General features: G+C 59.7%; 18 protein-coding genes. 8 read left to right on the top strand and 10 right to left on the bottom strand.

Annotation, left to right across the window (positions count from 1 at the left end):
- Nucleotides 1-121 precede the first annotated feature (121 nt).
- The 4 genes from rpoH to ftsY all read right to left on the bottom strand — a co-directional run bounded on the left by rpoH (nucleotide 122) and on the right by ftsY (nucleotide 5,052).
- Nucleotides 122-976, bottom strand: coding sequence for an RNA polymerase sigma factor RpoH (gene rpoH, locus AB5Y86_RS08515; RefSeq protein WP_005339997.1), 855 nt, complete (start codon nucleotides 974-976; stop codon nucleotides 122-124).
- 451 nt (nucleotides 977-1,427) lie between these two features.
- Nucleotides 1,428-2,381: a permease-like cell division protein FtsX gene (gene ftsX, locus AB5Y86_RS08510; protein ID WP_368192585.1), complete on the bottom strand. Its 954-nt coding sequence runs from the start codon at nucleotides 2,379-2,381 to the stop codon at nucleotides 1,428-1,430.
- Nucleotides 2,381-3,049, bottom strand: coding sequence for a cell division ATP-binding protein FtsE (gene ftsE, locus AB5Y86_RS08505; RefSeq protein ID WP_005339995.1), 669 nt, complete (start codon nucleotides 3,047-3,049; stop codon nucleotides 2,381-2,383). The genes ftsX and ftsE overlap by 1 nt, the downstream gene beginning before the upstream one ends.
- 89 nt (nucleotides 3,050-3,138) lie before the next feature.
- The gene (ftsY, locus tag AB5Y86_RS08500; RefSeq protein ID WP_368192584.1) at nucleotides 3,139-5,052 is read right to left on the bottom strand and encodes a signal recognition particle-docking protein FtsY; all 1,914 of its coding nucleotides are present in this window, start codon (nucleotides 5,050-5,052) and stop codon (nucleotides 3,139-3,141) included.
- Nucleotides 5,053-5,162: 110 nt separating this feature from the next.
- Here ftsY and rsmD point away from each other — a divergent pair, with 110 nt between their 5' ends.
- Both rsmD and AB5Y86_RS08490 read left to right on the top strand, forming a co-directional pair.
- Complete coding sequence (gene rsmD, locus AB5Y86_RS08495) at nucleotides 5,163-5,792, top strand: 16S rRNA (guanine(966)-N(2))-methyltransferase RsmD (RefSeq protein WP_088870315.1); 630 nt, start codon at nucleotides 5,163-5,165, stop codon at nucleotides 5,790-5,792.
- Nucleotides 5,776-6,087, top strand: a complete 312-nt coding sequence (locus AB5Y86_RS08490; protein ID WP_167565653.1) for a DUF1145 domain-containing protein — start codon at nucleotides 5,776-5,778, stop codon at nucleotides 6,085-6,087. Before rsmD ends, AB5Y86_RS08490 begins: the two co-directional genes overlap by 17 nt.
- Before the next feature lie 854 nt (nucleotides 6,088-6,941).
- On the opposite strand, the gene AB5Y86_RS08485 is transcribed toward AB5Y86_RS08490, so the two are convergent.
- The 5 genes from AB5Y86_RS08485 to AB5Y86_RS08465 form a co-directional block, all read right to left on the bottom strand.
- On the bottom strand, nucleotides 6,942-7,928 hold the full coding sequence (locus AB5Y86_RS08485; protein ID WP_005339987.1) for a YafY family protein: 987 nt from the start codon (nucleotides 7,926-7,928) through the stop codon (nucleotides 6,942-6,944).
- A 290-nt stretch (nucleotides 7,929-8,218) separates the two neighbouring features.
- Complete coding sequence (locus AB5Y86_RS08480; protein WP_042081419.1) at nucleotides 8,219-8,605, bottom strand: SirB2 family protein; 387 nt, start codon at nucleotides 8,603-8,605, stop codon at nucleotides 8,219-8,221.
- Nucleotides 8,602-10,458, bottom strand: coding sequence for a monovalent cation:proton antiporter-2 (CPA2) family protein (locus tag AB5Y86_RS08475; RefSeq protein WP_100647027.1), 1,857 nt, complete (start codon nucleotides 10,456-10,458; stop codon nucleotides 8,602-8,604). Before AB5Y86_RS08475 ends, AB5Y86_RS08480 begins: the two co-directional genes overlap by 4 nt.
- Before the next feature lie 67 nt (nucleotides 10,459-10,525).
- Complete coding sequence (locus tag AB5Y86_RS08470; protein ID WP_005339958.1) at nucleotides 10,526-11,122, bottom strand: NAD(P)H-dependent oxidoreductase; 597 nt, start codon at nucleotides 11,120-11,122, stop codon at nucleotides 10,526-10,528.
- 101 nt (nucleotides 11,123-11,223) lie between these two features.
- The gene (locus tag AB5Y86_RS08465; protein ID WP_005339957.1) at nucleotides 11,224-12,066 is read right to left on the bottom strand and encodes a LysR family transcriptional regulator; all 843 of its coding nucleotides are present in this window, start codon (nucleotides 12,064-12,066) and stop codon (nucleotides 11,224-11,226) included.
- A 142-nt stretch (nucleotides 12,067-12,208) separates the two neighbouring features.
- On the opposite strand from AB5Y86_RS08465, the gene AB5Y86_RS08460 reads away from it, so the two are divergent.
- From AB5Y86_RS08460 to AB5Y86_RS08435, 6 genes are all read left to right on the top strand, one after another.
- Entirely contained in the window at nucleotides 12,209-12,931 is a 723-nt protein-coding gene (locus AB5Y86_RS08460) for an SDR family oxidoreductase (protein WP_005348556.1), read from the top strand.
- Nucleotides 12,932-13,019: 88 nt separating this feature from the next.
- Nucleotides 13,020-13,343: a hypothetical protein gene (locus AB5Y86_RS08455; protein ID WP_005342845.1), complete on the top strand. Its 324-nt coding sequence runs from the start codon at nucleotides 13,020-13,022 to the stop codon at nucleotides 13,341-13,343.
- A gap of 46 nt (nucleotides 13,344-13,389) precedes the next feature.
- Nucleotides 13,390-13,821 (top strand): DUF411 domain-containing protein, encoded by a 432-nt coding sequence (locus tag AB5Y86_RS08450; RefSeq protein ID WP_005339953.1) that lies wholly within the window; start codon nucleotides 13,390-13,392, stop codon nucleotides 13,819-13,821.
- 234 nt (nucleotides 13,822-14,055) lie between these two features.
- A complete protein-coding gene (locus tag AB5Y86_RS08445) occupies nucleotides 14,056-16,209 on the top strand; it encodes a S9 family peptidase (RefSeq protein ID WP_064338918.1) in 2,154 nt (717 codons plus the stop codon).
- Between the two features lie 413 nt (nucleotides 16,210-16,622).
- Entirely contained in the window at nucleotides 16,623-17,594 is a 972-nt protein-coding gene (locus tag AB5Y86_RS08440) for a TAXI family TRAP transporter solute-binding subunit (protein WP_005339950.1), read from the top strand.
- A gap of 103 nt (nucleotides 17,595-17,697) precedes the next feature.
- Nucleotides 17,698-20,253 (top strand): TRAP transporter permease, encoded by a 2,556-nt coding sequence (locus AB5Y86_RS08435; RefSeq protein WP_047434608.1) that lies wholly within the window; start codon nucleotides 17,698-17,700, stop codon nucleotides 20,251-20,253.
- A 522-nt stretch (nucleotides 20,254-20,775) separates the two neighbouring features.
- On the opposite strand, the gene AB5Y86_RS08430 is transcribed toward AB5Y86_RS08435, so the two are convergent.
- Nucleotides 20,776-22,029, bottom strand: coding sequence for a phosphatidylserine/phosphatidylglycerophosphate/cardiolipin synthase family protein (locus tag AB5Y86_RS08430; protein WP_368192582.1), 1,254 nt, complete (start codon nucleotides 22,027-22,029; stop codon nucleotides 20,776-20,778).
- Nucleotides 22,030-22,097: the final 68 nt, after the last annotated feature.

Genomic DNA, 22,097 nt, shown 5'->3' with positions numbered 1-22,097 from the left:
GCTCTCCCTAATGTGGCAGTGGCGGCAACATAACACACTCAAGGGTAACCAAAGCAAGGCCGACCAGATCCCTGCGAAACAAAAACAGGGCCATCAGGCCCTGTTTTTATGAGAGGAAGCATCAGGCTTCCATGGCATCTTTCAGCTTCTTGAGTGCGTTCTTCTCAAGCTGACGCACACGCTCGGCAGAGACGCCGTAGGTATCGGCCAGCTCCTGCAGAGTGGTCTTGCTGTCATCATCGAGCCAGCGGGCGCGGATGATGTGCTGGCTGCGCTCATCCAGGGTGGCGAGGGCCGAGCTCAGACGACGGGTCGCATGATCGTCCCAGTTGTCGTTCTCGATGGTCGCGGCCAGATCGGAGGATTTGTCCTCCAGATAGTGAACCGGAGCGAAACCGCCCTCTTCCTCATCGTCACCCACCAGATCGAACGCCTGATCGTAGTTGGCCATCCGCGCTTCCATCTCGGTCACGTCAGCGGCAGAGACGCCGAGATCGGCCGCCACGGCCTGAACCTCTTCGTGGTTCAGCCAGCCCAGACGCTTTTTGGATTTGCGCAGGTTGAAGAAGAGCTTGCGCTGGGCCTTGGTGGTCGCCACCTTGACCATGCGCCAGTTGCGCAGGACATATTCGTGGATTTCGGCCTTGATCCAGTGCACGGCAAAGGAGACCAGACGCACGCCGACCGTCGGGTCGAAGCGCTTGACCGCCTTCATCAGGCCGATGTTGCCTTCCTGAACCAGATCGGCCTGAGGCAGACCGTAACCGGCATAACTCTTGGCGACATGAACGACAAAGCGCAGGTGCGACATAACCAGCTGACGGGCAGCCTCGAGATCGCCATCCTGCTGCAAACGCTCAGCCAGTTCACGCTCTTCCTCTGCGCTCAACACAGGAATAGAGTTTACTGCCTGGATATAGCCTTCCAGACTACCTTGCGGAATCAGAGCCATAGTGCGCTGCAATGAAGTTCCCATCTGTTACCTCTTACTTTTCAATCGAATCAGTCTAACACCCTGAGAGGGTCTGTCTACTGACCGGATGCCATTCTGCGGCGTGTATCAAAGAACATGCCCAGTTTTAGACCGGCTTATCTTAAGCCTGCAGGATGAATCATGAATGAACAGTCAAAAAAAGGGGGTCACAATGAAGGACCCCCGAAAAGTAGCATGCTAAGTCCATTGTTGCGGAGCTCGCAACCTTCACATGCTTGCCAAGTCTGACGAGCAAGGCAGAGGGGCCACACCCGTATAAATGCTTCAGCTTTAATAGACTGCTTATAAATCAGAAGGTTCACTGGATCTAGCGAAGATCCGGAAGATCATTGTTATTCAGAATACTCTGACTATGGGGGCCAAGCCAGAAACGGCCCCTCTTTTACTTGATCCGCCTCTCAAAATCCAGCGATTTACTTTGATGACAAAGTAATCAGGATGGTTCGATGTCGCGAATGTGGCGATGGACCGAGAACCAGGAGGCAATCAGCCCCAGCAGGGCGCCCAGCAAGATCAGATTGATCCCGTCTACCGCCCCCATGCCAACCAGCCGGAATTTACTGTTATACAAGCCCGCCAGCTCCTTCACCACCCCTTCGCTCCAGATCACCATCACTTCGGTCAGCCACCAGGCCAGCATGCCGCCGATCACCCCAAACCAGATGCCGGTATAGAGGAAGGGACGATGAATAAAGGAGTCGGTCGCCCCCACCAGCTTGAGCACTTCAATCTCGGAACGCTGGTTGAGGATATTGAGACGCAGGGTATTGCCGACGATCAGCAACACGGCGGAGAGTAGCAGCACCGCGATACCGGTAATGGTGTGGCGCAGCAGGTTCATGATCCCCTGCAACCGGGTCAGCCACTGCAGATCCAGCTTGCCCTGCTCGACCCCCACCTCGTTATTGAGCTTGCTGAGCAGCTCGGCGGCCCCTTCAGGGTTCTGCCAGCGTGGATCCGGAATGACGCTCAGCACAGGCGGTAGCGGGTTGCTGTCCAGATAATCGAGCGCATCGCCGAAGCCGGAGATCTCGCGAAACTCCCGCAACGCATCGTCACGGCTCAGGTAGGTGACCGAATCCACCTCGGGATAGAGCAGGATCCGGTGCTGCAGATCGAGAATGCTCTGCTCCGGCAGATCCTTGCGCAGGTAAAGGGAGATCTGGGAACTGCTCTGCCAGCTCCCCTCCACCACCTCGGCGTTTTTCAGCAGCACATGGAAACAGGAGGGCAGTGCCAAGCTGACGCCAAGCACCGCCAGCGTCATCAGTGAGGCGAGCGGATTGCGCCACAACTCCCCGAGACTGGCAAACGCCTGCCGCACATGATCAACCCCGTACATCATCAGACGGCGCAGCGGCGGTTGTTTATGACGAACGATAGCCATCAGAGCTCCTCCCCGGCCGAATACATGCGACCCGCCTTGAGGGTCAGGGTGCGATAGCGCATGCGAGCGATCAGCCCCAGATCGTGGGTGGCAATCAGCACCGAGACCCCAAAATTGTTGAACTCCTGAAATAGCCGCATGATATCCATGGAGAGCTGGGGATCCAGGTTGCCGGTCGGTTCATCCGCCAGCAGCAGCGGCGGCTTGTTGACGATGGCACGGGCGATGCCGACCCGCTGTTGCTCACCACCGGAGAGCATGCGCGGCTGGTAACGCTCCTTGCCGAGCAACCCTACCTTGTCCAGCGCCGCCGCCACCCGCTTGTTGATGTCCGCATGGCTGTAGCCATCGATCACCAGCGGCAGCGCCACGTTGTCGAACACGGTGCGGTCCATCAGCAGGCGGTGATCCTGAAAGATCATCCCGATCTGGCGGCGAACATAGGGGATCTGGCTGCGCTGGATATGGCTGACATCGTCGCCATGGAAGAAGACGCGACCATCGGTCGGACGCTCCATCACGCTGATCAGTTTGAGGAGGGTACTCTTGCCCGCCCCCGAGTGCCCGGTCAGAAAAGCCATCTCCCCCTTGCGCAGGTGAAAGCTGACCTTTTGCAGCGCCTGATGGCCGCCGCTGTATACCTTGCTGACCTTGTCAAAACGAATCATAACGGTTCCCTGAAATTGACAAACCCCGACCGGAGTCGGGGTATGGAACACTTACTCATCACGGCTGAGCTGACTCATCGCGGCCGGACTTATTCATCGCGGCTGAAGAGCGCCTCGATGAAGTCGTTGGCAACGAAGGGACGCAGATCGTCGATCCCCTCGCCCACCCCGATATAGCGGATCGGGATCTGGAACTTGTCGGCTACCGCAAAGATGACGCCGCCCTTGGCCGTGCCATCCAGCTTGGTGAGAGTGATACCGGTCAGGCCCACCGCCTCGCTGAACAGCTTGGCCTGACTCAGGGCGTTCTGGCCGGTGCCGGCATCCAGCGTCAGCATGATCTCGTGGGGCGCCTCTTCATCCAGCTTCTTCATCACCCGCACCACCTTCTTGAGCTCTTCCATCAGGTTGCTCTTGTTCTGCAGGCGACCGGCGGTGTCGGCGATCAGCACGTCAGCCCCGCGGGAGCGGGCGGCCTCGATGGCGTCATAAATGACGGAAGCGGAGTCGGCACCGGTGTGCTGGGCAATCACCGGAATGTTGTTGCGCTGACCCCAAACTTGCAGCTGTTCGACCGCAGCGGCACGGAAGGTGTCACCCGCCGCCAGCATTACGCTCTTGCCTTCAGCCTGGAACTGCTTGGCCAGCTTGCCGATAGTGGTGGTCTTGCCGACGCCGTTCACGCCGACCATCAGGATCACATAAGGCTTCTTGCTGGTGTCGATCACCAGCGGCTGCTCGACCTTGGCCAGCATCTCGCCCATGTCCTGCTTGAGCAGGCCGTAGAGCGCCTCGGCATCCTTGAGCTGCTTGCGATCCGCGTGCTGCACCAGCCCCTCGATGATGCGGGTGGTGGTGTCGACGCCGAGATCGGCGGTCAGCAACTGGGTCTCCAGCTCTTCAAACAGCTCGTCGTCGATCTTCTTGCCACGGAACAGGCCAAAGAAACCGGAGCCGATATTCTCCTTGGTGCGCACCAGACTGCGCTTGAGACGAGCAAAGAAGCCCTCCCGCTGCGGTTTGTCCTGGGTGTCATCGTCTACCTTGGCGGCCAGCGGCAGGGCTGCCAGGGCGGCGGCCTCAGCCTCCATCGCGGCGACCAGGCGCATATCTTCCGCTCGCTGGGCCTCTTTGGCGATACGGGCTTCTTCAGCAGCCTGAGCTTCGGCGGCAATGCGAGCTTCTTCCGCGGCGCGCGCCTCGGCAGCGATACGGGCCTCTTCCGCGGCGCGGACTTCGGCAGCGATACGAGCCTCTTCCGCAGCGCGGGCTTCGGCGGCAATGCGAGCTTCTTCCGCGGCGCGAGCTTCGGCGGCAATGCGAGATTCTTCCGCGGCGCGAGCTTCGGCGGCGATGCGGGCCTCTTCCGCAGCGCGAGCTTCGGCGGCAATGCGGGCCTCTTCTGCGGCGCGGGCTTCGGCAGCAATGCGAGCTTCTTCCGCAGCACGGGCTTCGGCGGCAATACGAGCCTCCTCTGCAGCGCGAGCCTCGGCAGCAATACGAGCCTCATCTGCAGCGCGAGCTTCGGCGGCAATGCGAGATTCTTCCGCGGCGCGAGCCTCGGCAGCAATACGAGCCTCTTCCGCAGCACGAGCTTCGGCAGCAATACGAGCCTCTTCGGCTGCCTTGACCTCAGCGGCTTGCGCCTCTGCGGCAGTGCGAGCGGCTTCAGCGGCACGCTCCTCTTCGGCGATCAGCGTTTCGTTGACGATCACCGGCTCCAGATCGGAGGCGCACTCCTCCACCACCAGCGGGCCGTGATCGTCCAGCTCGGTCGGCAGGCAGCAATCATCTTGCAAAACGGAATTCTGTGCGCTGGCAGGCACTTCGGGGGCAACGGCCGGCGTACTATCGGAAACAGTGGTATCAGAAACGGGAGCGGGGGTAGCAGTGACCTCGGGCTCAACGGTAACGGGGGTGGCTTGGGGTGTCTGTGGTTGGACAGCCTCAGCCTCTTCTTTCTTGCGGCCGAAACCCAGCCAGGAAAACAAACCTTTTGCCATCTAAAAATACTCACATCAAAGGCTGACTGCTAAGATAGCCGTCCCTTGGCGGGTCGGCATAAAAATGAACCGCCTTATACTACCACTTTATTTTCTGACGATGAAACGCGATGCCCAGAGTGAAATCCAGCCGTAGCAACCCGAGCAAGAGTCCCGCCCCGCAAGGAAAATCGGGCTTTGTAAGAATCATCAGCGGCCAGTGGCGAGGCCGCAAATTGCCGGTCAAGGATGTGGAGGGGCTCAGACCCACCACGGATCGCGTCAAGGAGACCATCTTCAACTGGCTGGCCCCCCACATTCGCGGCACCCGCTGCCTGGATCTGTTTGCCGGCAGCGGCGGACTCGGACTGGAGGCACTGTCGCGCTATGCCGAGCAGGTGACCCTGATCGAGATGGACAAAGGGGCCGCCGACCAGATCAAGAAGAACCTGACCGCCCTCGGCAGCAGTCAGGGTCAGGTGATCCAGTCTGATGCGGTGAGCTGGCTGCAAGGCCCGGCCACCCCGTTCGATCTGGTGTTCCTCGACCCGCCGTTTCGCCGCGAGCTGCTGCCGCAAGTGTGCGAACTGCTGGAGCAGCGCGGCTGGCTGGCACCGGACGCCCTCATCTATCTGGAACGGGAAAAAGAGATGGCCGATCTGGCGCTGCCCGCCAACTGGCAGTTACTCAAGGACAAACAAGCAGGTCAGGTCTGCTATCAACTCTATCTAAGAGAGGTAAACAATGAAGCGAGTCTTTAATCTGTTGGCGATGGGGCTGATATTGTTCTTCTGGTTTGGCGTGCTGGTGAGCCTGATTGCCCCGCTGCCCGGCAAACTCAACGGCTTTCTGCCGGTCTGCGGCGTGATCGTCGCCCTGCTGCACTGGCTGCAGGCCAGCATGATCAAGGCAGCTTGCAAACGCTACTTCGCTGTCACCAAGGCCGAATTTGTCACTGTGCTGATATTTGGCGTGTTTGGCATGGTCGACATTCGTCAGCGCCTGCAAGAGATCGTCAACGCCGCCCAGCGCGGCAATCTCTCGGACAAACAATAAAAGAAAAGGGGACGGCGGTAGCCGTCCCCTAGAGTCGTGTCGTCCTGTCCGTAGAACTGCAATGCTCCCTGCAATCCCTGACGTTATCCTAATCCTTTGGAATATCCCCTTTCCAATCCGTTGGCGTGTCCTGCGGCGTTCCTAGCCTGGCAATTCATCCTGAACTGCTTCCCTGTCTCCATCCTGGAGGTGTCCATTACCACGTCCTGTGGGGTTCCTTGCGTCTTCCTGACAGATAACCATCCGGGTTATCTCACTTCATCCTGAAGTATTCCTCTCGCATCCGGCGAGGTCCTGTTCATCCTGAAGAACGAGGTTCCGTTCGTTCTGCTCCCATCCCGAGAGTGTCCTGCCGCATCCCGCGGTGTTCCTTTATTCATCCGTGACGATAATCATCCTGATTATCGAGCTCATCCTGAGGTGTCCCTTGTCCACATCCTGCGGACTATTCCATCTTTATGCGCTGTCCTGCATCCTGCCGGACCAGCTCCGTCCTTGTGAGACCCATACTAAGGAAATGCGCCCCCCGAACAAGGGCCATCCGATGATAAAGATCCGATGCAGCTCCCATCTCAAAAAACGAACTTAAAAACTAACCCTTTAATATCAGTTAGTTATTTAGTTTCACTGGAAAGCTCGATCATTCTGGCATGGCTTCGCGTACGGCTCAAAGCGCCAGCCTCTTACAGTCGCTATGGCAGATCTCTTACACGGGTTTCGCCCCCAAAAACGGGGCAGGAAAACGGTTCAATCCTGACGTTAAGACTTAAAAATTAGTTGAATAAATATGCTTAAAAAAACCGCAAAAAAAGAGCCGAGACCAGGCTCGACTCTTCAACATTCCAATTTTTTAATCAGCTCAAGCGGTTGGCCGGATTGAGATAGGCCTTGCGTAGCGATTCCGGTGCCAGCACTTCCAGTTCACCGCCGATGTTGTTCAACCAACTGCGAAACTCCGGGGTATCCTGCACTTCGGTCTCCACCACCACGCTGCGCTTGTCATAGCGGGTCATGCGCGGATTATTGCCGGGGATCTGGTTATCCACCAGCGACTGGCTGTTGGCATCGATCCGGCCGACGAAGCGGATCGGGCCGCTCACATCCTGATAGCCCTGATCGCGGATCAGCTTCTGGATATTGAAATCCTTCGGCTGGGTGGCGCTGAAGTTGGTCAGCTCCACGTTCTTGATATGGTCAAACGGGATGCCGTAGACCTTGGGATCCAGCTCGGACAGAGTGCAGAGCAGGATCGGACCGTCCGGCTGATTGAGAATGCCGAGCGGGTTGATACGGTCGTAGCAGAGCCATACGGTGCGCTCTTTGATCACGCGCTGGATCTCGGCACTGAACTTGCGACCACGCCAGAGCGCATCGCGGATCAGGGTGCTTCGGCGGATCTCCGGGTTGCCGGCAAACGGACGCGGTGACTGGTGGACACTCTCCAGCCAGCGTTCGGCCAGTTCGCTCTGGCTGTCGCGGATCACCTGGCTCGCTTTGTCGACCAGCGGGTTCAATTCGGTCAGTACACTCGCCGGCAACAGTTGGCTCGCCTGATCACTCCAGGTTTTCAGGGCCACCGCCAGCGAGAGCGGCATGATATTGGCAAAGTCGTTGAGGCCGTGGCGCTCGAAGCACCAGCCATGGGGTTTGCTGCGCTCGTCCGAGGTGAGGTCGAACAGTCCCATGCCGGACATCTCCTCCAGGTCCCGTTGCACGGTACGCAGACTGACGTGGATGCCTTCCTCTTCCAGTTTTACCTGGAGTTGGCTGGCGGTCAGCTTGTAAGGGCGGTGCGGGATGCAACGCGCCAAGGTCAGTTGTCGTAACAGCTTCTTGCTCATGGTGCTTGCCTTCACTGGTTTAGCGTTGACTGTATGCTAGTCGTGACTTGCGACAGTCTATGTCGCAAGTTTTACTGCGACAACTGTCGCCATTTTCATACAAAACACACTAACCAATTGATTTACAAAAACAATACACTCAAAAAAGGAGCCGGCAGAGGCTAAAATTAGCCAAAAATCCCTCAAATGAAAGTTCTATGCTGCGATTTATTGTTAGCATAAAACTCCGATTAATTAATTCATCTTAGAATATGATTTCAGGGGGGGGGAGCATGACTCTCCCCTTTTGCTCACATCAGCCACGACCAGGCTGACTTGGTGATGGCCGCACCGACCATGTAGCCAAATACCGCCAGCGCTGCCACACCGGCCACCAGCTTCTGACCGCGGGCCGGGCGCTTGAGCGCCATGACACCCAGACCGATATAGAGCACCAGTGCAATCAGCTTGGCCATCAGCCAGGGTTGTTGGCCAGGGCTCAACTGCAAGGCCACCGCCAGCAACACACCAAACAGCAGCAGGAAGGTATCGTTGATATGCGGCAGGATTTTCAGCCACTTCTGCTGCAACCGATCGCTGCCGGCCAGCGCCAGACTCCAGCGATAGATAAAGAGCAGCAGACTGACCAGCGCCAGCGTCATATGCAGGTGTTTGAACATGGGGTAATAGGCAATCATTTTGCTTCCTTGTCGTCGTCGGGTAGCCCGCTATTCCAGTTGTGGGCATGGATACGCTCCTGCCCCTCCTCGTCGTCTTGCAACAGATCGGAGAGGATCTCCCGGTATTGCAGGCTCTTGTTGATATAAGTGTGTTCGTCGTCCAGATAGTTGACCTGCTCGCGCAACAGCCAGTTATCGTGCTGCTTGAAGGTCTGCCCCGCCCGCCAGGCCTGGTTGGCCCGAAAACCGAGCTGGGTCAGGGCTTCCACCCCCAGATCGACTGCCGAGCCCAGGGTTTCCCGGTGCACGCTCTCGACCCCGTGGCGCAGGATCTCGTGGGCATGGGGTCGATCCAGCGCTCGCGCCAGGATCTTCAGGTGCGGGAAGTGCTTCTGCACCATCTCGATCACCGCCAGCGAGGTGGCCGGATCATTGATGGAGAGCACCAGCAGCTTCGCCTTGTGCGCCCCTGCGGCATGGAGCAGATCGATCCGGCTGGCATCGCCATAGAAGACCTGATAGCCATACTTGCGCAGGGTCTCTATCTGGCTGGCATCCTGCTCGAGGATGGTGGTGCCGATGCCGTGACCATGAAGCAGACGCCCCACGATCTGACCGAAGCGGCCGAAGCCTGCGATGATCACCGGATGCTCCACCAGCTCAGGTTGCTCATGCTGCGGTGCGTCGCTCTGGTTACGGTAATCGAACCAGGGCTGGATCACCCGATCGTTGAGGATCAGCAGCAGCGGGGTCAGCGCCATGGAGAGCGCCACCACCAGCGTCAGCAGCGAGATGGTCTCACCGGGCAGCACCCGGTTTTGCGCGGCAAACGAAAAGAGCACGAAGGCAAACTCGCCCCCCTGCGCCAACGCCAGTGCGAAGGTCCAGCGTTGACTCGGCGAGATGCGGATGATGAAGCCGAGCGCCATCAACACCAGCCATTTGAGCACCATCAGGCCAACCACCAGAGTGGGTATCAGGAAGGGGTGCTCGGCAAACAGCCCGAAGTCGATCCCCGCCCCCACCGACATAAAGAACAGGCCGAGCAGCAAGCCCTTGAACGGCTCTATGTCGGCCTCCAGCTCGTGGCGATATTCGCTGTCGGCCAGCACCACACCGGCGAGAAAAGAGCCAAGAGCGGGCGAGAGCCCCACCGACTCCATCAGCACCGCGATGGCGATCACTAGCAGCAGAGCGGCGGCGACGAAGATCTCCCGCATATGGGACTGGGCGATGGCACGAAATACCGGCCGCATAAGGTAATGACCGCCCAGAACGATACCGGAGATGGCCGCGACCACCAGCAGACCATGTTGCCACCCCGCCAGCTCGGAGCCGCCATTGCTGGCGACCGGCGCCATGGCCAGCAGCGGCAGCAGCGCCAGGATCGGAATGACCGCAATATCCTGAAACAGCAGCACCGCAAAGGCGGAGCGACCGCTCTCGCTCTGCATCAGCTTGCGCTCCTGCAGGCTCTGCAGAACGATGGCGGTGGAGGAGAGCGCCAGAATGAGGCCGATGGCCAGCCCCTGTTGCAGCGGCAGACCGATCAGGTGCGCCACGCCGGTCAGCACCGCCGTGGTGAGCAGCACCTGCAGGCCACCGGTGCCGAGGATCGGCCCTTTCAGCTGCCACAAGAGGGCCGGACGCAATTCAAGACCGACCAGAAACAGCATCAGTACCACGCCAAACTCGGCGAAGTGCATCACATCCTTCTGCTCCCCCACCAGCCCCAGCAGAAAGGGGCCTATGATGATCCCCGCCAGCAGATAACCGAGCACCGAGCCCAGCCCCCAGCGTTTGGCCAGCGGCACCGCGATAACGGCGGCGGAGAGATAGATAAAGGCATCAAACAGGATCCCGTGGCCCATCAGTCGGCCCTCCGCATGAACATCTGATCCGGCTCATGAGCTCGGCCAACAAACTGCCCGTGTGTCATCAGAGTACCTCCAGCAAGTCGCGTAGATAGGGGCGCCCGGCCAGTTGCTCTGGAGTCAGCTGATCGTCACGCAGGGCGCAAAGCAGCTGGCGATAGTCCTGACCACAGCGGCGCAGGGCGGCGGGATCCTTGATCTTGTGAAAGGAGTGCAGCACGAAAGGGGGCAGCCAGTTCATGCCGCACAAGGTGGCCGCCTGCTGAAATGGCAGCAGAAAATCGAGCAGCGGTCGGCTGTTGTAACCCTCGCTGCAGTAGGACTCCGGCGCCCCGCCGGTGGTGATGGCGCTCAACCACTGCTTGCCCTTGAGGGCGTGGGCCTCGGGGCCATAGGCATAGCCATACTCCAGCACCAGATCCATCCACTCTTTCATGATGGCCGGGCAGGAGTACCAGTAAAACGGGTGCTGGAAGACGATGATATCGTGCTCACAGAGCAGCGCCTGCTCCCGCTTCACATCGATAAACATGTCGGGATAGTGCTGATAGAGGTCGTGAACCGTGACCCCCTCCAGCCCCTCAATCGCCTGCAACAGCTGCTTGTTGGCCCGCGAACTCTGCAGCGCGGGATGGGAAAAAATAACCAGAATGCGTTTCATGACCACATCACCCGAACAAAGCCTTGCGGTGCAAGGCGAGGTAACCAGAAAAGGGGAGTCTGGGGAGCTGCATCGTAAAGGTGCACAGGAGAGCGACCTTATCAGGAAGCGCCATAGCCTGCCAACTCGGGGATCAGCTCCCGCAGCGCCGGATTGAGGGTCTGGTGGGCGGGATAGCAGAGCCCAATCCGGCGAAACATCCGCGGCCCGCTCACCGGCAGGGTACAGAGCCCCGCCTCATCCTCGACCAGCCCGTCCGGCAGAAAACTGATGCCGACTCCCGCCAGCACCAGCGCCATCACCAGCCCCTTGCTCTCGGCCTTGGCCACCAGATTGAGGGTAAGCCGGTCACAGGCCAGCAGGCCGATAGTCTGCTGATGGGCTTCGCAGGGCGGGCACTCAATAAAATCATAATGTTGCAGCTCGGCGAGCTCGATCCTTTCGCGACTGGCAAGGGGATGGTCGACCGGTACGCAGAGCACGTAATCCTCCTCCCACAGCGGCAGGAAGATCTCGTCCTCCCGGCGCAAGGCATCCAGCGTCAAGCGGCAGTCGGCGGGCGTAGTGTAGTCGGAGAGGGTGAGATCCAGTTGCGGCAACACGCGCTGTACTTGCTGCAACAGCCCGGCCACCCGGCGGCGACTCAAGTCCGGCATGATGGCGATATTGAGCCTCGCACGCGTCGCTTTCTGGCGAAACAGCTCTGGCAAACGGCGCGCCTCCTCCACCAGCTTGACCGCGTGAGGATAGAGATAGTGGGCCGGATCTTTCGCCACCACCCCCTTTTTGCCCCGGACAAACAGGCTGTCACCGAGCGCCTCTTCCAGCTGGCGCAGCCCCGCCGAGAGGGAGGGCTGGCTGACGTGGCAGCGCTCGGCCGCCGCCGTGATGTTCTTCTCTTCATAGATGGCGATGAAGAAACGCAGCAATCTCAAGTCCAGCATAAACCAACCATAGTTTTTTCAGATGATAACCAGCGGAAAACAATATTTATCACTTATAGATGCAGTGACTATAGTGATTGGGTTCCGTGCTGGCCAGCCACCTGTTTGCTCAAACCGACTCTTGAATCAGAAGGAAAGACCCATGTCCAAATCTCTCGTCGTGATCACCGGTGCCTCCGCCGGGATCGGTGCCGCCATCGCCCGTGCCTTCTCTGCCGCCGGTCATCCGCTGCTACTGCTGGCCCGCCGGGTCGAGCCGATGCAGGCACTGAACCTGCCCGATACCCTCTGCATCGGGGTCGATGTAACCGACACCGCTGCCATGAAGGCCGCCGTCCAGCAGGCAGAAGCCAAATTTGGCCCAGTCGGCTGCATGGTCAACAACGCCGGTGTCATGCTGCTGGGTCAGGCCGATGTGCAGGATCCCGCCGAGTGGCAGCAGATGCTCAACATCAACGTGATGGGGGTGCTGAACGGCGTCCACGCAGTGCTGGCAGGCATGAAGGAGCGCCGCAGCGGCACCATCATCAACATCAGCTCCATCGCCGGTCGCAAGACCTTCCCGAACCATGCCGCCTACTGCGCCACCAAGTTCGCCGTGCACGCCCTGACCGAGAACATCCGCGAAGAGGTGGCCGATGTCGGCGTGCGTATGGTGACCATTGCCCCGGGTGCGGTCGAGACCGAGCTGCTCAGCCACACCACTGACGAGAGCATCAAGGCCGGTTACCACGACTGGAAAGATCAGATGGGTGGCGTCATTGCGCCGGAAGTTATCGCCGATGCCGTGCTCTACGCCTGGAACCAGCCTGCCAACGTCTGCGTGCGCGAGATCGTGCTGGCGGCCACCCGTCAGCAACCTTAATCCTGGCTGACTGACACCATGGGGAGGGCTTGACCCTCCCCCGGGGCACAGGGTTACCATGTGCCCCTTGTTATTTCCGAGTCATTCCATGGTTCTCACCCGTCGCCAACTCGCTCACGCCCGTCGCTGGCTCCCCTTGTGGAGTCTGGTGCTGGTGTTGATGTCGTTTGGCAGCCGGGCCGCAACCGACCTCTGTACCCTGACTACCCACTGCAGCCAGAGCGAGCGTACCTTGGAAAAAGCGATGCCCTGCGGCAGCTTTACCACCGCCCTCTCGATGACGCTGGTAGGCAGCGACAGCCTGACGGTCGCCGTGCTGGAACCGGATACCCCCGACTTCGCCTCCCCCTCTCTCTTTATGCCGGACGCCCCGTGCGAGCGGCTCGAACGTCCCCCACGCACCCAGATCTGAAACGCATCCCGTATCGGGCATCTTTTCTTTCAATCTGAGGTGAGTGATGTACAAACCCCTGTTACTGGCCATGCTGGCCGGTACCGTCAGCTTTTCGGCTCTCGCGGCCGAGAAGATGACCGTCTACAAATCCAAATATTGTGGCTGCTGCCAAAGCTGGAACGAGCACATGGAGCAGAATGGCTTCGAACTGGAGGTCATCGAAACCGAACAGCTCGGCGCAGTGAAGCAGCAATACGGTATCGCGCCGGAACTGGCTTCCTGCCATACCGGTATCGTAAATGGCTATGTGATCGAGGGGCATGTACCGGCCGCCGATGTGCAGAAGCTGCTCAGGGAAAAACCGGCAATCCGTGGCCTGACCATTCCGGGCATGCCCCAGAGTGCGCCGGGCATGGATATTCCTGGCCATCCCTATGAGGTACTGAGTATCAGCAACGAGGGCGCGACCAACCGCTGGTCGAGCTACCCCGGCTGACGAAAACTGGCCATGAGAGGGCACTCCCATATCATGTGAGGCACACCTGAGCGGACTCTTGCCGCTCATGGCCAGAAAGAGGGCCGCTATCGCGAGATAGCGGCTTTTTTTGATTACATTTCCTGCAATAACAAGGGATTGCTTGCAACCACCGGCAACAAGGGGCAGATTTAACGCCAATTCATGGAGCCGATGCTCAGGTCTACCAACCCTTTCCAGCGCCAAGGATGCGACATGTTTACCTTTTCCCGAGGAGTTCTGCTGCTAGCCTTTCTGACAGTTCTCCCCCCCACTTATGCCAATGAAGAGCCCGCCATGCTGACAAGCGAACATCCAATCCAGCCGCCCGTGGCCGCCAAACATCCCCGCACTCTGAAAAAACACGGGGATACCCGCATCGACAACTACTACTGGCTGCGTGACGACGAGCGGCAGAAGCCCGAGGTGTTGGACTATCTCAAGGCCGAGAACGCCTATACCGAGGCCATGCTCAAGCCGACCCAACCCCTGCGCGAACAGCTTTACAAAGAGATGGTCGCCCGCATCCCCCAGCAGGATGAGTCGGTACCCTATGTGAAGAATGGCTACCGCTACCAGACCCGCTATGAGCCGGGCAAGGAGTACGGGATCTACTCGCGCACCAAGCTCGGTGAAGAGCAGGCGAGCCTGCTGCTCGACAGCAACCTGCGGGCTGAAGGGCACGAGTTCTATGCCCTCGGCGCCCTTGAGGTAAGCCGCAACAACCGCTGGCTGGCGGTGGCGGAAGATTTCCTCTCCCGTCGTCAGTACCAGATCCAGTTCCTCGATCTGGAGAGCGGCCAGTGGGCCACCGACAAACTGGAAAATACCTCCGGCAATCTGGTGTGGGCCAACGACAACAAGACCGTCTTCTATGTGCGCAAGCACCCGCAGACCCTGCTGCCCTATCAGGTCTATCGCCATACGCTCGGTACGGATCCGGCCACGGACAAGCTGGTCTATGAAGAGAAGGATGACTCCTTCTACATCAGCCTCTACGCCACCACCTCGGAAGATTTCATCGTCATCGCCCTCTCCAGCACCACCACCGGCGAAGCGCGGCTGATCGATGCCAACCAGCCGGAGCACGCCCCCCGCCTGTTCCTGCCCCGCCAGGTGGATCACGAATACAGCCTGGATCACTACCGCGGCCGCTTCTATGTGCGCTCCAACAAGGATGGCAAGAACTTCGGCCTCTACGAGACCAAGGAGAGCCCGGTCGATCGCTGGAAGGCGGTGATTGCCCCCAATCCGGACGTGCTGCTGGAGAGCTACGCCCTGTTCAAGGATTGGCTGGTACTGGAAGAGCGCAACAAGGGGCTGACCCGACTGCGCCAGATCAACTGGCAGAGCGGCGACGAGAAGGAGATCGCCTTCGACGATCCCGCCTATGTCACCTGGCTCGCCTACAACCCGGAGCCGGATACCAGCGCCCTGCGTTATGGCTACTCCTCCATGACCACCCCCGCCTCTACCTATGAGCTGGATATGGCGAGCGGCAAGCGCACCCTGCTCAAGCAGCAGCCGGTGGCAGGCTTCAAGGCCGACCAGTACGCCAGCGAGCGGCTCTGGGTGACCGCCCGCGACGGTGTATCGGTGCCGGTTTCGCTGGTCTATCGCAAGGACAAGTTCAAGAAAGAGCAGGCCGATGCGCCCAAGAATCCGCTGCTGGTCTATGGCTATGGATCCTACGGCGCCAGCATGGATCCCGACTTCAGCAGCTCGCGCCTGAGCCTTCTGGACAGAGGCTTCGTCTACGCCATCGCCCATATCCGGGGTGGTGAAGAGCTGGGCCGTCACTGGTACGAAGATGGCAAACTGCTGAAAAAGCAGAACACCTTCAATGACTTTATCGATGTCACCAAGGCTCTGGTTGAGCAAGGCTACGGTGCCAGGGATCAGGTCTACGCCATGGGCGGCAGCGCCGGCGGCCTGCTGATGGGGGCCGTCATCAATCAGGCGCCCGAACTCTATCGCGGCGTGGTTGCGCAGGTGCCATTCGTCGATGTGGTCACCACCATGCTGGACGAGTCCATTCCCCTCACCACCGGGGAGTATGACGAGTGGGGCAACCCGAACCAGAAGCGCTACTACGACTACATGAAGAGCTACAGCCCCTACGATCAGGTCAAGGCGCAAGCCTACCCCAACCTGCTGGTCACCACCGGGCTGCACGACTCGCAAGTGCAGTATTGGGAGCCCGCCAAGTGGGTCGCCAAGCTGCGCGAACTGAAGACAGATGATAACAAGTTGTTACTGAACACCGACATGGATGCCGGCCACGGCGGCAAGTCGGGCCGCTTCAAAGCCTACGAGGATATCGCGCTGGAATACGCCTTTATCCTGGATCTGGCCACCCCGGCCAACTGATCTCTCATGACTCCGGCCCTTGTCATTCAAGGGCCGCATAAGAATCCTCTCGTAGTTTTTCCCTCTTCCATTTCCCTCCATATCAAATTAATCTTCGGCAAGAAAATGAATGATCGAGGTCATGTTTCTCAAGATTTAACTCCGCTATTTTGCCATTTCGTTTGATTTATGTTGGGTGAATGTGCTTAATCGGAGTGCTTGCAACTTTTTATTTGGCCCCTCAGGGGCCAATTTATCTTCGACCGACAGGAGGTCGGTAGCCTCACCACAGGATGAGGGTGACTGCCGGAAAAGGGGGGAATCACCCCCCCGCTTTCGCGCAACGAGAAGAGCGGGCAAGCCCGGCGCAGAACGGGATTGCCATCAATTTATCCGGGGATCGGATAAACAAAATCAAAGAAAAGGGAGAAAAAATGAAAGGATTAACTTTGGCATGCGCCCTGTCGGCGGCTCTGGTCGGTGTCTCGTTCGGTGGTCCGGTACAAGCGCAGGAGCGCTTCGTGACCATAGGCACCGGCGGTCAGACCGGCGTCTACTATGTCGCTGGCCAGTCCATCTGCCGCTTCCTCAATCGCGGCGCCGCCGATCACCAGATCAAGTGCAACGCCCCGGCAAGTGGCGGTGGTGTTGCCAACGTCAACGGCATCCGCAGCGGTGAATTCAACTTCGGCATCATGCAATCCGACCACCAGTTCAAGGCGATGAAGGGACTGCCACCGTTCCAGGCCGAAGGGGCCATGGACGACATGCGCGCCGTCTTCTCCCTGCAGAGCGAGGTGTTCACCATCCTGGCTCGCCGCGATGCCAAGATCGCCAGCTTCGACGACCTGAAAGGCAAGCGCGTCAACATCGGCAACCCGGGCTCCGGCCAGCGTGACACCATGGAAGAGATCATGGCGGTCAAAGGCTGGAAGAAGGGTGACTTCGGTCTGGTCTCCGAGCTGAAACCGGCCGAACAGGCCTCCGCCCTCGGTGACAACAACATCGACGCCATGAGCTACTTCGTCGGTCACCCGAACGGTGCCATTCAGGAAGCCTCCACCACCACAGATGCAGTACTGGTACCTGTGACCGGCGCCGACATCGACAAGCTGCTGGCCGAGAAGAGCTACTACAGCAAGGCCGAGATCCCGGGCGGCATCTACAAGGGCAGCGACAAGCCGACCCCCTCCATCGGTGGCAAAGCGGTGCTCTCCACCAGCGCCAAAACCGATCCGGAAGTGGTCTATCAGCTGGTCAAGTCGGTGTTCGACAACCTGGATCGCTTCAAGCGCCTGCACCCTGCCTTTGCCGACCTGAAAGAGGCCGACATGATCAAGGTAGGTCTCTCTGCACCGCTGCATGAAGGGGCTGCCCGCTACTACAAAGAGCGCGGCTGGCTCTGATTGAAGGCCCCGGGGCCTTTGTCACTCTCTTCGACACCCGTCTGCCGCCTGATTGCGGGGGCGGGTGTCGCTCTTGTTGTACTCGTTGGCACAAGTTAACCCTATGCAAGATAAACAACTCTCTACCGAGGAACTGATCGCTCAAGATGTGGGCGCTCGCCTGCCGCTGGGCATCATGGGCTGGCTCATCACAGCGCTGGCGCTGGCCTGGTCCCTGTTCCAGCTCTGGATCGCCTCGCCACTCCCCTTCATGGTGGGGTTTGGCGTACTCAATGACACCGAAACCCGCTCCATTCACCTCACCTTTGCCCTGTTGCTGGCTTTTCTGGTGTTCCCGGCATTTCGCTCCTCGCCGCGGGATCGGGTCCCCCTCGGTGATATCGCCCTCGGTCTGATCGCTGCAGGCGCCGCGTCTTACCTGTTCGTGATGTATGAAGCACTGGCGCTGCGTCCCGGCACCCTCACCACCGCCGATCTGGTGACCGCCTGCATCGGCATTCCGCTGCTGCTGGAAGCGGCTCGCCGCGCCCTGGGGCCGGCACTGGCGGTCATCGCCATCGTCTTTCTGGTTTACAGCCTGGCGGGCCCCTGGATGCCGGGACTGCTGGCACACCGCGGGGTAGGTTTCACCGCGCTGGCCAACCACCAGTGGATCACCACCGAAGGGGTGTTCGGCATCGCCCTTGGCGTCTCCACCAGCTTCGTGTTTCTGTTCGTGCTGTTCGGCGCCCTACTGGAGCGGGCCGGCGCCGGTCACTACTTTATCCAGCTCGCCTTCAGCCTGCTCGGTCACCTGCGCGGCGGCCCAGCCAAGGCAGCAGTGGTCGCCTCCGGCCTCACCGGTCTGATTTCCGGCTCGTCAATTGCCAACGTGGTGACCACCGGCACCTTCACCATCCCGATGATGAAGAAGGTGGGCTTCAGTTCAGAGAAAGCGGGGGCAGTGGAAGTGGCCTCCTCGGTCAACGGCCAGATCATGCCGCCGGTGATGGGGGCTGCGGCTTTCCTGATGGTCGAATACGTGGGTATCCCCTATGTGGAGATCATCAAGCACGCCTTCCTGCCTGCCGCCATCTCCTACATAGCGCTGCTCTACATCGTCCATCTGGAGGCGCTGAAACTGGGCATGCAGCCCATCGGCAACCATCAACCCAAACCCTGGCTGCGTCGCCTGACCGGCTTTGCCTTTGGCGCGGCCCTCATCAGCGGCCTGTCACTGGCGGTCTACTATGGCCTCGGCTGGCTCAAACCTGCACTGGGTGACTACGCTCTGCCGGGGATCTCGGTACTGCTGGCTGCCACCTATGTGGCCCTGTTGAAGATCGCCGCCAGCAATGAACCGCTGCCTGCCGAAGATCCCGACAAGCCGCTCACCGAGCTGCCCAACACCCGCGCCGTGCTGCTCTCCGGCCTGCACTTCCTGCTACCGGTGGTGGTACTGGTATGGTGCCTGATGGTGGAACGCCTCTCGCCGGGGCTGTCGGCCTTCTGGGGTACCGTGATGCTGGTGATCATCCTGCTGACCCAGCGCCCGCTGCTCAACTGGCTGCGCAAGGACGGCAAGCACGACTACGGCACCGTCGCTGATGGCGTGGTGGATCTGCGGGAAGGGCTGGTTGCCGGTGCCCGCAACATGATCGGTATCGGCATTGCCACCGCCACCGCGGGGATTATCGTGGGTGCGGTCTCCCAGACCGGGGTCGGTCTGGTGCTGGCGGATCTGGTGGAGTTCCTCTCCATGGGCAACCTGCTGCTGATGCTGCTGCTCACCGCCCTGCTGAGCCTGATCCTCGGCATGGGGCTGCCGACCACTGCCAACTACATCGTCGTCTCCAGCCTGCTGGCGCCAGTTGTGGTGACGCTGGGGCAGCAAAACGGGCTGATCGTGCCGCTGATCGCGGTGCACCTGTTCGTCTTCTACTTCGGCATCATGGCGGATGTGACGCCGCCGGTGGGGCTGGCCTCCTTCGCGGCAGCGGCTGTCTCCAAGGGCGATCCCATCAAGACCGGGATCACGGCGTTTTACTACAGCCTGCGTACCGCGGCGCTGCCGTTCCTGTTTATCTTCAACACCGATCTGCTGCTGATCGATGTGGACTTCGCCCACGGGGTGCTGATCTTCATCGTGGCGACCATCGCCATGCTGATCTTCGCCGCCGCCACCCAGGGCTGGTTCCTGGTGAAGAGCCGCTGGTACGAGAGCGTGCTGCTGTTGCTGGTCGCCTTTACCCTGTTCCGCCCGGGTTTCTGGATGGACATGGTGCACGACCCCTATCGCGAGACCCCGCCTGCCCAGCTGGCCCAAACCATGGGTGAAGTGGAGGCGGAGAGCACCCTGCGGCTGCGGATCCTCGGTGAAGATGCCGTGGGCAAGCCACGCAAGTTCACCCTGCTGGTCGCCGTACCGGATGGGGCAAATGGCGAAGAGCGGCTGGCCAATCTGGGGCTGAGCCTCTATGAGCAGGATGGCAAGACGCTGATCGACAACGTCGCCTTTGGCAGCCCGGCCGCCACCATGGGACTGGAGTTCGATCAGGAGATCCTCACCGTCAAGGCGCCGACCGAGCGCTGGACCAAGGAGTGGATGTGGATCCCGGGCTTCCTGCTGTTCGGGGCGATCGTCTGGCTGCAGCGTCGCCGCAGCGTCAAGGCCGGTTAACCCACCGGGCAGATGAGACCGAGGGCCGCTATTGCGGCCCTCTTTTTATTGCCTTGCCCTCTGCGGCTCTTGCGATGAGCAACAGTCATGGAAAAAGGTAAACGGTGGCGAGCGGCCAAAAAAGTGGGGTGACATGTCCATGTCACCCCCTCGCAAATAGCATGTTCCATATTGGAGTCCGGCCACGCCGGGTCTCTGTTTCACTTCCCGATAGTTCGCGACCCATCTGAAGTGAGCGCCAATTGCAGCGATGCAACTGGCCAGCAACCCGTTACGACCTTCGTCCACACGGCAGACAAGCCGCCGTGTTTGTCCTTGCAACTGAAATATTACGCATAAAAACAAAATAAAAAACGTTTTTATGCCCATTCCATTCACATCAGAGTACAAAAAACAGCCTTATCATCACCACTAAATCGTTATAAAACAGCAAGATAGATTCATGCGTGGTTATTCACCCGCAAAGGGTATCAGCAATGGCTTACAAGGCTTTGCGAGATCTCGCACAAAAAATGTGCCACCTTACAGCCAACGGCGCAGTGGCAACCAGTCGCTCAGGCGGGCTATCAGCCGCCTTGACCACCCTTCGGGTTTGCGCGGCAATCCACCGGCCTGCTCCTGCCAGCGAGCCAGCCACATTCGCAGCGCCTCGCAGATCGGCGGGCAATGCAAATGCAGCATCAGTTCGGTATTGAGAAACAGCGAGCGGGGATCAAGGTTGAGGCTGCCAAACAGCGCCCGCTCCTCTCCCAGCAGGATCAGCTTGGCGTGCAGGCTGCCGTGGCCATGGTTAAACTCGGCGACCCGGATCCCGCGCCGCAGCAACCAGCCTAGATAACGTTGGTAGGCGCCATAGACCAGCGGCACATCTGTGCTGGCCAGCGAGTTGGTGAGAATGTCGATGGCGACCCCCTGCTGGCGCAGCCGCGCCAGACGGTGCCGGAACCCGCGAGTAAGGATGAGGTAAGGGGTCACCAACCCCAGCGAGCCGGGATTGTCAGCCAGCTGGCGCCAGAGCTGACGGGCAGTGGTGGGACGGGATATAAGGCCCTTGCCGGGACGGTCGAACCACACCTCGGCCCGCCCCTCATGCCATTGCAGCGGCACATCGCTCTCGTCAAACAGCGCCGCGGGCAGATCGTAGACCGTCGCTACCGCCGGATCCGTCATGGTGAACAGGAAGTCGTTGACCACCTCTATTTCGGCGGGCAGCAGCTCGCGGCGCAGCAGATGGCGGATGGGGTGACTCCAGCGGCTGTGCCAGAACTGCTCGAACCCCTGCGCCATCTGCTGGCACAGCCCCCCCTGACAGGCGAGATCGAGATCCACGAAGGGAGCTTGCGGATCCAGACCGAAGTAGCGATCGCCGATGTTGCGCCCGCCAATCAGCGCCAGCTTGCCATCCACCAGCAGCAGTTTGTTGTGCATCCGGTGGTTGATGCGGCGAAAGCTGAGCAGCCCCTCCAGCAGCAGTGCCAGCGGGCGCCAGCCACGCAGCCAGAAGGGGTTGAACAGCCGCACCTCGATCCCCGGGTAGTGAGCCACCATCTCCAGAAAGCGGTTGTCACCGGCATAGAGATCATCCACCAGCAGCTGTACCTTGACGCCACGCCGGGCGGCGTGGAGCAGCTCGCTCAGCAGCAACTTGCCGCTACTGTCCTCCTCCCAGCTGTAGTACTGCGCCTGGATCCGCTCGCGGGCATGGCGGATCCAGTGGCAGCGCACCTTGAGTGCCAACCGAGGATCATCGATCAGGGCAAAGGATCCGGGGATCATGGTGTCATCCTGCTGTCATGGCCGGGTGTCATAACGCTGGCGAGCCTCTTCACATATTCAAAAGGAGT

Origin of the sequence: Aeromonas sp. s8 (assembly GCF_040907785.1) — a bacterium.
GTDB lineage: Bacteria > Pseudomonadota > Gammaproteobacteria > Enterobacterales > Aeromonadaceae > Aeromonas > Aeromonas veronii.
This window is presented reverse-complemented; position numbering and strand designations above follow the sequence as displayed.

Coding starts and splice junctions, on each gene's coding strand:
- AB5Y86_RS08445 (WP_064338918.1), top strand. CDS start 14,056: ATGTTTACCTTTTCCCGAGGAGTTCTGCTGCTAGCCTTTCTGACAGTT.
- rpoH (WP_005339997.1), bottom strand. CDS start 976: ATGGGAACTTCATTGCAGCGCACTATGGCTCTGATTCCGCAAGGTAGT.
- AB5Y86_RS08465 (WP_005339957.1), bottom strand. CDS start 12,066: ATGCTGGACTTGAGATTGCTGCGTTTCTTCATCGCCATCTATGAAGAG.
- AB5Y86_RS08470 (WP_005339958.1), bottom strand. CDS start 11,122: ATGAAACGCATTCTGGTTATTTTTTCCCATCCCGCGCTGCAGAGTTCG.
- AB5Y86_RS08450 (WP_005339953.1), top strand. CDS start 13,390: ATGTACAAACCCCTGTTACTGGCCATGCTGGCCGGTACCGTCAGCTTT.
- ftsE (WP_005339995.1), bottom strand. CDS start 3,049: ATGATTCGTTTTGACAAGGTCAGCAAGGTATACAGCGGCGGCCATCAG.
- AB5Y86_RS08475 (WP_100647027.1), bottom strand. CDS start 10,458: ATGGGCCACGGGATCCTGTTTGATGCCTTTATCTATCTCTCCGCCGCC.
- AB5Y86_RS08430 (WP_368192582.1), bottom strand. CDS start 22,029: ATGATCCCCGGATCCTTTGCCCTGATCGATGATCCTCGGTTGGCACTC.
- AB5Y86_RS08460 (WP_005348556.1), top strand. CDS start 12,209: ATGTCCAAATCTCTCGTCGTGATCACCGGTGCCTCCGCCGGGATCGGT.
- AB5Y86_RS08435 (WP_047434608.1), top strand. CDS start 17,698: ATGCAAGATAAACAACTCTCTACCGAGGAACTGATCGCTCAAGATGTG.
- AB5Y86_RS08485 (WP_005339987.1), bottom strand. CDS start 7,928: ATGAGCAAGAAGCTGTTACGACAACTGACCTTGGCGCGTTGCATCCCG.
- AB5Y86_RS08480 (WP_042081419.1), bottom strand. CDS start 8,605: ATGATTGCCTATTACCCCATGTTCAAACACCTGCATATGACGCTGGCG.
- rsmD (WP_088870315.1), top strand. CDS start 5,163: ATGCCCAGAGTGAAATCCAGCCGTAGCAACCCGAGCAAGAGTCCCGCC.
- ftsX (WP_368192585.1), bottom strand. CDS start 2,381: ATGGCTATCGTTCGTCATAAACAACCGCCGCTGCGCCGTCTGATGATG.
- AB5Y86_RS08440 (WP_005339950.1), top strand. CDS start 16,623: ATGAAAGGATTAACTTTGGCATGCGCCCTGTCGGCGGCTCTGGTCGGT.
- ftsY (WP_368192584.1), bottom strand. CDS start 5,052: ATGGCAAAAGGTTTGTTTTCCTGGCTGGGTTTCGGCCGCAAGAAAGAA.
- AB5Y86_RS08490 (WP_167565653.1), top strand. CDS start 5,776: ATGAAGCGAGTCTTTAATCTGTTGGCGATGGGGCTGATATTGTTCTTC.
- AB5Y86_RS08455 (WP_005342845.1), top strand. CDS start 13,020: ATGGTTCTCACCCGTCGCCAACTCGCTCACGCCCGTCGCTGGCTCCCC.